This is a genomic window from Kocuria massiliensis, assembly GCF_900169715.1.
In the GTDB taxonomy this organism is placed as follows: domain Bacteria; phylum Actinomycetota; class Actinomycetes; order Actinomycetales; family Micrococcaceae; genus Rothia; species Rothia massiliensis.
The window spans coordinates 509,024-521,942 of the sequence record NZ_LT835160.1 but is presented as its reverse complement, the minus strand read 5'-3'; the positions used below and the strand labels follow the sequence as shown (position 1 = coordinate 521,942).

Genomic DNA, 12,919 nt, shown 5'->3' with positions numbered 1-12,919 from the left:
GTGAAAGGCCCGAACCTGCGAAAGGAATATCCCATGCTTCTCACCGACCGCGAGCTGGAGGCCCTCCGGGGCAAACTCATCGTCTCGGCCCAGGCCTATCCGGGCGAGGCGATGAGAGACCCCCGCACCATGGCGCAGGTGTCGCAGGCGGCCGTCGTCGGCGGCGCGGCGGCGGTCAGGGTGCAGGGAATTGCCGATATCCAGTTTGCTCGCTCAGCCGTGGAAGTCCCCGTAATTGGCCTTTTCAAAGACGGCCACGAGGGGGTGTTCATCACCCCGACGCTGCATCACGCCCTCGCGGTGGCTCAGGCCGGTGCCCACATCGTGGCCCTGGATGGAACCCGTCGGCCTCGGCCCGACGGTCGCTCGCTCCGGGAAACCATCACGGCCCTGCATGAGAGCACCGGGGCCCGCGTCATGGCGGATTGTGGGTCGCTCGACGACGCGATCGCGGCCGTCGACGCCGGTGCCGACCTCGTGGGGACGACGCTCGCCGGGTATACCGGAGAACGTCCCGTGAGCAACGGGCCCGACCTGGAACTCATTCGCGCCATCGCCGAGGCGGGACTTGGCCGCATGCTCGTGGCCGAAGGGCGCATTCATACGCCGGATCAAGCGGCGGAAGCGATGCGGGCTGGTGCGGACGCCGTCGTGGTGGGGACTGCGATCACGCATCCGTCGACCATTACCTCGTGGTTCGTGGAGGCCCTGAACTAGGGCGCACCGCGTGGGCACGTGCCCGGTGCTCCTCGCCATGGCGGTGGGTGCACCGGGCTGTGCCGTGGGACGGTGCGGCTAGCGTTGCCAGTCGGGACGGTTGTCCCGGACGAAGTCGTAATACTCCCTCTGCGTCAATTGAGAGGCCGCGGCTTCGTCCACCACGATGATCGCCCGACGGTGCCATTGAAGGGCCGTGGCGGGGCAGAACGCACCGGCGGGTCCCTCGACCATGGCCTGGACCGCGGAGGCCTTATCTTCGCCGGTCGCCACGAGGAGTGCGATTCTGGCATCCAAGATGGTGCCAATTCCTTGCGTGATGCAGTGCGTGGGGACCCGGGAGAGGTCGCCTTCGAAGAAGCGCGCATTATCGCTGCGCGTCTTGGGGGTGAGGGTCTTGACGCGGGTGCGGCCCGCGAGCGAGGAGCTGGGTTCGTTGAAGCCGATGTGGCCGTTCGCCCCGATGCCGAGCAGCTGAATGTCGACGCCACCGGCGGTTGCGATGGCGCGCTCGTACTCCTCACACGCCGCGGGGATGTCGTCAGCGTGGCCGCGGGGAACATGGACCCGCTCCGGATTCATGCCGAGGCGTTCGGTGACGTCGCGGCGGATAACCTCCGCGTAGCTTTGGGGATGACCCTCCGGTAAGCCGACGTATTCGTCGAGTGCGAAGGCGCTGGCCTGGGAAAAATCCAAGCCCTGTTGAGCCATGCGCTCGAGGGCCTCATACGTCGGAACGGGGCTGGACCCTGTGGCCACACCCAAGACGGCGTTCGGTTTGGCGTCGAGAACTTTCGCGATGCGACCGGCCGCGAATTCGCCGACATGTTTCGGGGTGGGGGCAACGATGATTTCCATACCTCCAGCATATCCCTCATCCTCACTAGAGGTACGTACCAATCTCGATATTTTTGGGTGGGAGTGTATCTTTGGTTCGTACCACTATGGGAGGACGGTTCGAATGGTCGAGAAGTCTGGCGATGCCGTGTCGCGGTCCAAATATCGCGAACTCGCGGCGGCGCTCCGGCGTGATGTCCTGACCGGTCTCGCTTTTCACGAGGCCATTCCCACCGAGCGGGAGCTCCAGAAAACGTACGGCGTGAGCCGAGCAACGGTACGCCGGGCCATCGCCCAGCTGGTGGATGAGGGCATGCTGTACGTGGTTCACGGCTCGGGAACCTATGTGGCCGATCCGGAACTGATCCGTAAGGATGTGCGGCTCACCTCCTTTTCTCAGGACATGGTGCAGCGTGGTCACGTCCCGGACAGCATGCCGTTGGGCTGCACCTCGCGACCTGCCGGTCAGCGGTTGGCCGAGTTGCTAAGGGTCGCGGTGGATTCACCAGTCGTTCGTTTGCACCGGCTTCGTTTGGCCGACGGTGAGCCGATGGCTCTGGAAATCGCGGACGTCCCACTGGATGCGTTGGGCGGGCGGCTTCCCGATCCTCACGCATCTCTGGACCGTCATCTGAGCGAGTGCGGGCATCGAGCCGAATCGGCGCATCAGTCGATCCGCGCGGTGAACCTGACCCCAGAGGAGGCGGGTCATCTTCGGGAACCTGTGGGCGCGGCGGCCCTCCGCGTGGAGCGGCTCGCCTTTGATGCCCGAGGGCGCCCCGTGGAACACACCGAGACTACCTACCGAGCCGACCGATACGGTTTTGACCTGACCGTGATCCGTACACCGAAGGATTCCGCTTCATGACGACGCTTTTGCATTCCGCCCGGCCCACGCGTTCTCTGCATACCCATCACGCATTCGCCCACCTTCCCGAAGCGTCGCTCGCTCAAGGACGCCACAGCGTGTGGGTGCTGTTCGATGAGGTGGGGTTCCCGCTCAAAGCCGGACTCGACGAGACGTACACCTCCGCGATCGACCCGGTAACGGTGGATGAATGGATCGACGGTTCTGGCCTGATGATGGTCCCACCATTCACGGATATTCACTGTCATGGCGGAGGTGGGCATGCCTACGAGGACGCGGACGGAATGCGGCAGTTATTGGAGACCCACCGACGTCACGGGACAGGCCGAACCGTCGCCTCCCTCGTGGCCAATCCGATCGAGCAGCTGGAAGCTTCCTGCCGACGGATTGCCCGAGCGATCGAGTCGGGCCGCGACATACCCGAGGACATCCGTTTGGAGGGAATTCACGCGGAAGGACCGTGGATTTCCCCGGCGCACAAGGGCGCGCACAATGCCGATTACCTGCATCAAGCCTCGATCGACGAGGCGCGACGTCTCGTGGAGGCGTCCGATGGATACCTCCGTCAGGTCACGCTCGCACCCGAGATGGACCCCGGACTTGCCGTGACGCGCTACCTTGTGGACCAGGGAGTGCGTGTGGCCGTGGGGCATACCGACGCCGACTATTCGACATCGCGCGCGGCCTTCGACGCCGGTGCATCGATCCTGACCCACGCATTCAACGCGATGAACGGGATTCATCACCGTCAACCCGGTCCCGTGGTGGCGGCGATGGAATCCCCGCACGTGTATTTGGAGGTCATCGCAGACGGGGTGCACGTGGCACCTGAAGTGATTGCGATGCTGTTCCGGGCGGCACCTGGTCGGGTCGTCCTCATTACCGATGCGATGTCCGCCACCGGGCAACCCGACGGCGACTACCGGCTCGGTAGCCTGGGCGTTCGGGTCGACGCCGGCGTGGCACGCCTCGTGACCGAGGACGGCTCCCAGGGTGCGATTGCCGGTTCCACGCTGACGCTGGATCAGGCGGTGCGCACGGCCGTAGCCGCGGGAGTCTCACCCGACGAAGCGCTGGAGGCAGCAACCAGCAGGCCCGCCCAGGCGCTCGGTCTCGCCGCCTGGGGCGAGGGCCTGCCGCTTCAGCTCGTGGACGAGGAATTCTCTCCCGTGCGAGACCTCACTCCCAGAACATCGTCTCGACGTCCACGCCCCTGATCATGAGCTCTTCCAGGAGCACGTGGCGGCTCTCGATGGGGAGCGCCACGGAACCGATGGTGTCGTCGGGTCCCAGGTAAGAGGTCAGCTGGTCGAATCCCACCCGGAATCGACCCAGGGTTCGGCACAGGTCGGTGATGTCCCGGAGGTCTTCTTCCGAGGCGAAGACCCAGTAAGAATCCTCCTCGGTCAATTGGAACAGACCCACGGGGTACCCGCGGCCGTCGGAGGCACTGCGGCGTCGTATCCACCCGCCGTCGCTGCCTGGTCCAAGCGCAGGCGCAATGGGGTCGAAGAACCACGACTGCGCGCGGTACAACCAGTCGGGTATATGGGGAGCGTAGGCAACGGCGCCGTCTTCTTCGGGCCATTCGGTCTGCTGGAAGATCGCGGATTCGATGGCGTTCCAGAACGTGGTCTCGTCACCTTCGATCCCGACGCTGTTGATGTCTTCGGGTTCGGGATCGGGGTCGAAATCTTCTGGGTCCTGCGTGATGCGGTCCCAATAGGTGGTTCGGGTGGCCAGATCCGCGGTGAGCAGATAGGTCTCGATGGGTTTCAGAAACGATGGGTCACCCAAGACCACGGTTTGTTCCTCAAAATGAAAAATATAAGGAGTCCGTGCCCTGTAGCTGGGTGTGATGTTCACCGTCCACTCCTCTTCTGGCCTTCTCTTTTGGTCTCCATCATTATTCACGGGTCGCACCTCCGTTGTCCTGCTTGCTCCCTGAGAGCGGAAGTTCATGCCACGCACGGGCGTCCCGGCGAAGTCCTGTGAAGCCTCCCAGGATCGCCAGCGATTCCGGCGTGACGGGCCAAAAATTCGTCAGCTGTGGTGAGCTGACGACGACGGCGGCCCACTGCCCACGTGAGACCGCGACATTGATTCGATGTGGTGACAAGAGGAAGTCCATCCCCCGAGGCACCTCGTCCGCGGACGACGCCGCCATGGACACGATCACGATGGGTGCCTCTTGCCCCTGGAAACGATCCACTGTTCCGACGCGAGGGCCCTTCGCTTCGCCGTCACCAAGACCCGCCTCGGCCAAGACCTCAGCAATGAGTTCGACCTGAGCGTTATATGCGGCCACGACGAGGATGTCTTCCGCCTCGAGCGGGCGAGGAGCTGCATCGGCGCCTGGGGTCCACTGGAGTCCGATCAGCTGCCGCGCGACCTCGGCGATCACGCGGGCCTCCTCAGGGGACGAGGTCGCGTTGCCGTGATGGTCGACATCGAGTCGATACACACCGGGTCCTATACCCTCGAGGCGCCGGGTGGCCGCGGCGGACGCCGAGTGCAATCGGCCTTGATAAGACAGCTTGGACACCGGCTCACACAATTCGGGGTGCATGCGCCACGATGCGTCCAGAAAATAGCCGTATTCGGGCGGCAAGGTGCGTTCTCCGGCGGAGAGCCACCCGAGCGCGGATTCGTCCACCGGGTACGGATGGCTTCCCTGCGTCACCTGCGGCAATTGCTGAGGGTCTCCCAAGAGGAGCATGTTTCGCGACGACCGAGATACCGCGAGCATATTGGCCAAGGAATACTGGCCAGCCTCGTCGACCACGAGGAGATCGAGCGAACCCGGGGCGAAGCGATCCTGATGGGAAAAGTCCCAAGCAGTACCGCCGTAAATGCGGCCTTCGGGCGGTCCATCCGTGGTCTCGGTGGCTTCGGCGAAAAAGTCGGGGAGCTCCTTCGGGGAAATTTCACGCCAGGGCACCGCCGGACGATCCGCGGCGTCGGTACCCCGGGACCGCTTGGCCTTGGCGATGGCATCGCCCGGTACACCGCCATTGGTGATGCACCCGCGCAATAGATTTTCGACGACCGCGTGCGACTGCGCCACGACACCGATCCGCCACCCTTCACGCACGAGCCGGCCGATCACATGTGAGCCCACAAAGGACTTTCCGGTGCCCGGAGGGCCTTGAACGGCGACGTAGGAGTCGTCCAGACGCGTGACGGCGGAGTGGATAGCGTCAGCCATGGGCAATGAGCCATCGCCGAGGCCCGGTTCCCCGACCTGAGGCAAGGGGCCGCCACCGCGGAGTCGTGGACGGCGTCGGGCGAGAATGTCCAGACCAGCGCCGAGGGGCAACTCGGGGAGGGAAGCGTCTACCTCTTCCGCCAGGGCTGCCAGAGATTCTTCTTGCGCGACGGTACGAATCGGCGCAGGAGGCGTGATGGCCATGGGGACCTGGTCGAAAGGTTCGGAATCTTGCGGCCGTGACTCGGTGAGGTGGATTCGGAATTGGCCGGGCGTCTGAGTGGGTTCGATCTCCTCGAGCGTTAGGCGGGCGGCGCTCGCTCGAGTGACCACGGAACCGCCGTGCTCCGGGGCCGAAGATGATGTGCCGGCGTCGTCGCGGAGATACGGCGGAAGGGGAAAGGCGTACATCCCAAAGAGCCCGGACTCTCCGGGGCGGAGCGAGGATCCTTCCGGAATGCGCACCGTTCCCTCGAGCACGCGCTTTTCCACCCTCGCCCGGGCGGACGCCTTGTGCCAGTCTTCCGCCACGGCTAACCGCTCGACGACGGCGACATCTCGTTGGTCCTCCCAATCCGAGACCGGGGCACTGAGCCGGTCGAAATGGGTCCACCAGAATTGCTTGCGCTCGCGGCGGTGATACCCCGTCGCGCTCGCGACCATGGCGACTGCTCTCACCACGGCGCGGTGCTCTTCCGGGTCCAAACCGGTTACGTCCGGTGATGCGGTTTCCACGAAGTGCCCGAGGGACTCCTCCACGGGGGAAGCCGAGGCGTCTTCCGCGAGGATGTCTTGGTCGATGGTCTGCCTTGTCGGAGTAGGGGCCGAGCGTTCCGCCTCGGCAGACCGGGAAGCGAGGGAGAGGAGCCAGTCCCTGAGCCGCAGTGTGGACAGGCAATCGTACTCGTTGTAATCCCCGATGGCGGCGAGGATTCCGTGAGCATCTTCATCGCGGCCGGCGTCCCGGGCGGCACAGAATTCGGAATATGCCACCACCGACGCCGCGGCGTTGGTGACGTCGCCAGCGCGGAGATTTTCCCCCATATAGAGCGGTTCGAGCTTCTTGATCGAATAGGAACCCTCCGAAATCCGTAGTGCCTCGCGGACTGGTTCGTACAGATCGACGAGAACCTCGTGGCGCAGGAGATCGTCGACGTCTTCCTCACCGACGCCATGCCGTGCCGCGAGATCGCGGAGCGCACGCTTCTCATAGTTGGCGTAGTGGTAGATCTTCATGTCCGGGTAGCGTTCGCGACGGTCACGAACGTAGGCGAGGAAATCGATCAGGGCTTTCTTTTCCTCGGCCCGGGAGTGTGCCCAAAACGGGACAAACCGGGGAGTCTCGGCTGGGTCTTCTGGGGTCTCGACGAGGCCGAATAGGTACTCGATGCCCCAAGAAGAATCTTCTGGATCCTGCCACAGGGGGTCTCCTTCGAAGTCGAAGAAGATGTCCCCTGGGTTGGCCCGCGGAATCCGGGTTAACGCGGCGGCATTGGAGACCACGTACGAGACCGTATGCTCGACGCCGTCGTTAGCGGTGTAGGTCACCGAGTTGTCGGGAACGGCCAGCCCCGCTTGCATTGCCGCTTGGTCGCGGGCCTTGCGCACGGACGATGGTAAGGATGGGTCGTCTAGTTGTGCGAGATCGTGGACCGTTCGCACACCGTAGCGTTCCCGAAGTTTCGCGCGACGCGTCCGAGACATTCCCGCCACGAGCAGGACATCCTCGTGCGCCTCGATTTCGGCCGCACAATGTGGACACGAGCCGCATCGGGGAATGGAATCATCCCACCAATCCAGTGGTTCGGAGGCCGCCCTGCGCTGCCGGGTGAGTTCCTCGAAGCGCTCGCGCCGCTCCAGATAGACAGCCATGAACTCGGTGACCGGGAAGGTTGCCTGTTCGCGATTGCCGAGGATCAGCGAGACCTCCGGGGAAACCGGAATTCCCGCCGCGCTGAGTTGATCCGCGTATGCCGCGAGCTGGAGCAGGGCCGTGACCTTGGCGTGCCGAGCCAGTTTGGTGTCGAAGACGCGATAGCTGCCATCCGGTTCGCGCACCAGGAAGTCGGACCGCCCGTGGAAACGACCGTCAAAGAAGGACGCCTGAAAAACGACGTCGGCACCGGAGCGAAGGGCCGCCAAAGATTCGAGGTGCTTGGCTTCGAGGGTTGCCCAATCCATCTTCTGTGCGGGTTCAATCTCATAGACGCCGCGCCCGGTTGCCGGATCAAATCGACCGTACCGTTCGACCATTTCTGCGAGAACGGCGGCTTCGTGCTCGTCACCGAGTTTGGAGGTTCGCTCGAGCATGGGGTCTTCAGGGACCTCATGCCGCGGGATTTTGCCGATCTTCTCGTCCAGCAGATGCAACGTAGCCCAGGTGCATTCCGCGGCGCGGACGAGATCCGATGCCGAGTACACAAGGGTTTTCGAAGAATCCTCTGACTCGTGAGCCGGGGCGTCGACGAAGAACACAGCCACCTCCTGGGTTGCCACCCGGTCCGGTACCGGGTGTTGACCCCAGGTTACGGGCGGCGACCGACAAGTTAAGCGTTGTCTGCGGATTCGAAGTTGACGGATCGGTCGGGAGAGAGCTGTAGATGCATGGACAACTGGTACCGATCCGAGCGGTAGGTAGAAATGGAGTATTCCAAGGGAACCGGCGCGCCGTCCTGTACCGAGAACGTGTGGCGGATGAAGCGCAACACGGGGGAGGCTTCGGCAATATCCAAAACCTGAGCCAACTCAGATTCGGCCGATGTTGCCTCCACCGTCTGGTGCGCCGAGCGGACCGGAAAATCCGTGGTGGACAAGTGTCCGTAGAGGGACTTCGTGAGGTCCTGCGCGAGGAGAAATTCGGTCAGGTCCGGACGCATCCATGATTCATCCACGCTGACCGGCGCATCATTGGCCGAGCGGAGACGCTTGATGCACAGTGTCGGTTGATTCGCGCCGAGCCCAAAGAACTCCGAAACCTCGGACGGGGGAGTGAGAGGCTCGGCCACCAGAATCTGGGTGGAGGGCTGTAAACCGGCAAGGCCCATATCTTCGGTGAACGACGCCAGGTGGAGATCCGACCGGACTCTGCCGTGAGAGACGAAAGTGCCCTTGCCGTGGATGCGGACCAGCACGCCCTCGGCCACGAGATCTGCGACTGCGCGCCGCACCGTGATCCGAGAAACGCCGAAATGCTTCTCGAGCTGACGTTCCCCGGGAAGCGAAGCCCCCGGGGACAGCTCGGTGAGGGCGTATCGGCGCAGCGCGGTCCGAACTTTTTCGTGTTTATGAACCATGAACGAGGTGGAACTACAGAAGATCCTGGATATCTTCGGCAATGTTCTCGGCTTGAGGCCCAACGACCACCTGCACCATGCTTCCCGAGACGACGACGCCGTGCGCACCCTGAGCCTTCAAGGCGTCCTGATTGACCAGGGATGAGTCTCCGACCTCGGTGCGAAGCCGAGTGATGCATCCTTCGATGTCCTCGACGTTATCGGCGCCGCCCAGGGCTTCCAGGATCTGCTTCGGGTCCAACATGAGAATCTCCTCAAGTCTTGACAAGTTTCAACGGGTCGATGAGAGTGATCAGAACCACTGGTTATAATCAGTACGAAGAGCGTATCACTGCGCTCCCTCAGCACCAATCCACGCCAATCTCGGACACCCGAGAATCGAGGTCCCCATGACATCCCCAGCAGCCTCAACGGCCACCTCGCAGAAAAAGGGTGACGGCCGTGCCATGAAGGTCTTGCAGCGCTTTGGGCGTAGCCTGATGCTTCCGATTGCCGCTTTGCCTGCGGCAGCGATCTTGCAAAGGCTCGGCCAGGACGACCTTCTGGGTCAGTTCTCCTCCATCGAAACCGCCGCCCACGTGATCGGCGCGGCGGGCTCCGCGCTCTTTGACGGCCTTCCGTTGCTTTTCGCCGTCGGCATTTCCTTCGGTTTCGCCAAGAAGGGCGATGGCTCGACGGCGCTCGCCGCCGTCGTCGGCTACTTGGTGATGACCAACGTTTTCAAGGTCATGTCGCCGATCGTCCTATCGGATCAGTCCGTTTCCTCGGGAGACCAAGGCAGTGGCATTAACTATGGCGTTCTCGGTGGCATCGTGATCGGTCTGACCTCCGCCCTGCTGTGGCAGAGATTTCATCGCACCCGCCTCCCGGACTTCCTCGGGTTCTTCGGCGGCCGCCGGCTGGTACCGATTCTGACGTCCGTCGCGGCGCTCGTCCTGGGCGTGATCCTAGCGCTGGTGTATCCCCTGTTTGATAAAGGACTGTCTTCGCTCGGGGAAGCGGTTTCGAGCAATACCATCGTGGGTGCCGGCGCCTACGGCTTCCTGAACCGGCTCCTGATTCCCTTTGGGCTCCACCACATTCTCAACTCGATCGTGTGGTTCATATTGGGCGACTACAACGGCGTCCACGGCGATCTCAACAGGTTCTTCGCCGGCGACCCGAGCGCCGGCGTCTTCATGACCGGCTTCTTCCCCATCATGATGTTTGGTCTGCCGGCCGCCGCCCTGGCCATCTGGCAGGAGGCCAAGCCGAGTCAGAAAAAGGTCGTCGGTGGCGTCATGCTCTCGACGGGTTTGACCGCGTTTCTCACGGGAATCACCGAACCGCTGGAATTCTCGTTCATGTTTATCGCGTGGCCTTTGTACCTGATTCACGCGGTGCTCATGGGAACCTCCATGGCTTTGGTCAATTTCCTGGATATCCATACCGGTTTTGGATTCTCCGCCGGGTTGATCGACTATTTGTTGAACTTCGGAATCTCGCAAAATTCGATCTGGCTGATTCCCATTGGGCTGGGCTATGCCGTGATCTACTACGTTCTCTTCCGATTCGTGATCCGTAAATGGAATCTGCGAACGCCGGGTCGCGAAGAGGATGAAACGGAGAAAGCGAATGAGCATGCTCCGGCGCAAGACGGCGAGTCTGCGGTAGTCACATCGTCGACCCCGGAGGGCGGTGACGAGGCGACCCTCAAGAACTCTACGGAAAAGTAGCGTTTATCGAGACGCCGGGAATCTCTCTTGCTAAAGTCTTTAACGATGGCACAGATTGATTCCCGGCGTCCGCGTGGCCCTCGTGCGCCGTATTCGAAGGGCGTGGCCAAGCGTGCAGAAATCCTCGACTGCGCCCTGCGCTTATACGGAATTTCGCCCGGGCATGCACCGACGCTGAGCGCGATTGCCGACGAGGCGAACCTCACCGAGGCGGGGGTGCTGCATTACTTCGGATCCAAAACCGAGCTTTTCGTCGAAGTCCTCCGTTCCAGGGATGCACGGATTCGTGATCACTACGATGTCGACGATCCGAATTTCGTGTGGCAGTACCTTCAAGACATGACCAAAACGCCTGGTCTCATGCGGCTTTTTGAGGACATGTCCCTTGCTGCGACCGACCCGGAGCATCCGGCCGCAGCCTTTATGGTGGAGCACGAGAATCTAGCTCGCCAAGTGATCACCCGTGCGCTCAACATCGATGACCACGAGATCATCAATACGCTCATCGCGACCGCGGAAGGACTCAGCATTCGCTGGCTTCGGGATCCATCCGTCGACATTGTTGGTTCGTTGCGGAGCTTGATTCGGTCATTGGGACTTCTTCCGGCGAACGACCAGAGCTAAAAGTCCCAGTCGGAGTCGTCCGTATCCTCGGCTTTCCCGATGACATAGGCCGACCCTGAGCCACTGAAGAAGTCGTGGTTTTCGTCCGCCCCGGGGGCCAGGGCCGCGAGAATTTCCGGCTTGACGGCGGTTTCCTCCGCGGAGAAATACGCGGGATATCCCAGATTCATCATCGCCTTATTGGCGTTGTATCGCACGAACACGGCGACGTCGTCCATCAGCCCCAAAGGCTCATACAGTTCACCGGAATACTGGAGCTCTAGCTCGTACAGCTCTTCCAAGAGCGTGTGCGTGAAATCGTGAATCTCTTCTTGCCGCGTGGTCGAAGCTTTTTCGAGGCCTCGCTGGAATTTATATCCCGAGTAATAGCCGTGTACGGCCTTGTCGCGCAGAATGAGGCGAATCATGTCCGCGGTGTTCGTCAGGGTGGCTCGAACCGAGAAATGCAGCGGCAGATAGAATCCGGCGTACAACAGGAGCGACGAGAGCAAGGTCGACGCGATTTTTCGTTTGAGCGGGTCGTCGCCGTAGTAATGCACCAGAACTTTTTTGGCGCGCTCCTGGAGCAGGTCATTGTCCACAGCCCAGCGATACGCCGCATCGATTTCCGGGGTGCTGGTGAGTGTCGAGAAGACGCTGGAATACGACCTGGCGTGAACGGCCTGCATGAAAGCGATATTGGTGTACACGGCTTCTTCGTGTTCGGTGCGGGCGTCTTGAATCTGACTGATTTCGCCCACGGTGGCCTGAACCGTATCCAGCATGGTGAGTCCCGTGAAAACCCGCATGGTCAAGGTGCGTTCTTGGCGGCTCAGGCCATTCCACGCCGGTAGGTCGTTAGACAGCGGCACCTTTTCTGGAAGCCAAAAATTCGAGGTCAGACGGTTCCAGACTTCGCGATCCTTCTCGTCGGGGATGCGATTCCAGTTCACGGGCCGTAGGCGTTGCTCGGGATCGTGGCGAAACGACGGAGGAGTCACGGAGAGCTCGGTCAGGGGCAGATTCTGGGGGAGAGAGGTCATGAGGTGCTTTCTGGATAAGTGTGGATGAGGTGTAGGAGGCGTTGACCTTCTAGGCCGCCGTGGTGGACCAGAAGGTCGCGAGCCCACGCTGGATGGTTTCGACGTCGTGTGGATTGCCTAGGAGCTCGAATCGGTACAGCTCGGGGACCTGGCATTTTCGGGAAATCACGGGGCCGGCTACGCAATAGTGCTCACCGAAATTCGTGTTACCCGCGGTAATGACGCCGCGAATCAGATCGCGATTTTGAGGGTCGTTGAGGAAGGCGATCACTTGCCGTGGAACGGCCTTGGCGGGGTCTCCTCCGCCGTAGCTCGGGACCACTAGGACATATGGACGGCTCACCCGGATCATTCCCTCACGTTGGGGGCGGAGGGGTATGCGGACCGCTGGAATGTCGAGACGCTCGACGAGGCGACGGGTGTTTTCCGAGGCGCTGGAGAAGTACACAAGATTCGGCGATTCCTCGGGTGGGAGCTCCGTGAAGGTGAGCGGGGGACGGGGTCGTGTGGCTGGAACGGTCACGATCTTCCTTTCGGTTTGAGCGTCGAAACGACCACAAGATGTAGGGGTTGAGCGTTGTTCGAGATGCCATATATAGAAATATCATGCATATGAACTTAAAACTACGTTGAGC

12 protein-coding genes are annotated in these 12,919 nt (G+C 61.9%); 5 read left to right on the top strand and 7 right to left on the bottom strand.

What is annotated here, in order from left to right; translation table 11 throughout:
• The first annotated feature begins 33 nt into the window (after nucleotides 1-33).
• Nucleotides 34-717 (top strand): N-acetylmannosamine-6-phosphate 2-epimerase, encoded by a 684-nt coding sequence (locus tag B9Y51_RS03805; RefSeq protein WP_085528921.1) that lies wholly within the window; start codon nucleotides 34-36, stop codon nucleotides 715-717.
• A 78-nt stretch (nucleotides 718-795) separates the two neighbouring features.
• On the opposite strand, the gene nagB is transcribed toward B9Y51_RS03805, so the two are convergent.
• Nucleotides 796-1,575, bottom strand: a complete 780-nt coding sequence (gene nagB / locus B9Y51_RS03800; RefSeq protein WP_085528823.1) for a glucosamine-6-phosphate deaminase — start codon at nucleotides 1,573-1,575, stop codon at nucleotides 796-798.
• A gap of 103 nt (nucleotides 1,576-1,678) precedes the next feature.
• Between nagB and B9Y51_RS11045 the strand changes: the two genes are divergently transcribed.
• Nucleotides 1,679-2,422: a GntR family transcriptional regulator gene (locus B9Y51_RS11045; protein WP_158088246.1), complete on the top strand. Its 744-nt coding sequence runs from the start codon at nucleotides 1,679-1,681 to the stop codon at nucleotides 2,420-2,422.
• The gene (locus B9Y51_RS03785; protein ID WP_085528821.1) at nucleotides 2,419-3,639 is read left to right on the top strand and encodes an N-acetylglucosamine-6-phosphate deacetylase; all 1,221 of its coding nucleotides are present in this window, start codon (nucleotides 2,419-2,421) and stop codon (nucleotides 3,637-3,639) included. The genes B9Y51_RS11045 and B9Y51_RS03785 overlap by 4 nt, the downstream gene beginning before the upstream one ends.
• Here the strand turns inward: B9Y51_RS03785 and B9Y51_RS03780 are convergent.
• The 4 genes from B9Y51_RS03780 to B9Y51_RS03765 form a co-directional block, all read right to left on the bottom strand.
• Entirely contained in the window at nucleotides 3,602-4,288 is a 687-nt protein-coding gene (locus B9Y51_RS03780; protein ID WP_048681914.1) for a hypothetical protein, read from the bottom strand. The genes B9Y51_RS03785 and B9Y51_RS03780 overlap by 38 nt on opposite strands.
• Nucleotides 4,289-4,328: 40 nt before the next feature.
• On the bottom strand, nucleotides 4,329-8,105 hold the full coding sequence (locus B9Y51_RS03775; RefSeq protein WP_085528819.1) for a TM0106 family RecB-like putative nuclease: 3,777 nt from the start codon (nucleotides 8,103-8,105) through the stop codon (nucleotides 4,329-4,331).
• A 71-nt stretch (nucleotides 8,106-8,176) separates the two neighbouring features.
• Nucleotides 8,177-8,923: a GntR family transcriptional regulator gene (locus B9Y51_RS03770; protein WP_048681911.1), complete on the bottom strand. Its 747-nt coding sequence runs from the start codon at nucleotides 8,921-8,923 to the stop codon at nucleotides 8,177-8,179.
• Between the two features lie 13 nt (nucleotides 8,924-8,936).
• Nucleotides 8,937-9,167 (bottom strand): PTS sugar transporter subunit IIB, encoded by a 231-nt coding sequence (locus tag B9Y51_RS03765; protein ID WP_048681908.1) that lies wholly within the window; start codon nucleotides 9,165-9,167, stop codon nucleotides 8,937-8,939.
• Nucleotides 9,168-9,312: 145 nt separating this feature from the next.
• Here B9Y51_RS03765 and B9Y51_RS03760 point away from each other — a divergent pair, with 145 nt between their 5' ends.
• Both B9Y51_RS03760 and B9Y51_RS03755 read left to right on the top strand, forming a co-directional pair.
• Complete coding sequence (locus B9Y51_RS03760; RefSeq protein ID WP_085528818.1) at nucleotides 9,313-10,638, top strand: PTS transporter subunit EIIC; 1,326 nt, start codon at nucleotides 9,313-9,315, stop codon at nucleotides 10,636-10,638.
• A gap of 45 nt (nucleotides 10,639-10,683) precedes the next feature.
• Nucleotides 10,684-11,262 carry a TetR/AcrR family transcriptional regulator gene (locus B9Y51_RS03755; RefSeq protein ID WP_085528817.1) on the top strand — a complete coding sequence of 193 codons (579 nt, stop codon included), beginning with the start codon at nucleotides 10,684-10,686 and terminating at the stop codon, nucleotides 11,260-11,262.
• Here B9Y51_RS03755 and nrdF read toward each other — a convergent pair.
• Nucleotides 11,259-12,284 carry a class 1b ribonucleoside-diphosphate reductase subunit beta gene (gene nrdF / locus B9Y51_RS03750; protein ID WP_085528816.1) on the bottom strand — a complete coding sequence of 342 codons (1,026 nt, stop codon included), beginning with the start codon at nucleotides 12,282-12,284 and terminating at the stop codon, nucleotides 11,259-11,261. The two genes, B9Y51_RS03755 and nrdF, sit on opposite strands and share 4 nt — an antisense overlap.
• Before the next feature lie 49 nt (nucleotides 12,285-12,333).
• Complete coding sequence (gene nrdI, locus B9Y51_RS03745) at nucleotides 12,334-12,732, bottom strand: class Ib ribonucleoside-diphosphate reductase assembly flavoprotein NrdI (RefSeq protein ID WP_245826061.1); 399 nt, start codon at nucleotides 12,730-12,732, stop codon at nucleotides 12,334-12,336.
• Nucleotides 12,733-12,919 lie beyond the last annotated feature (187 nt).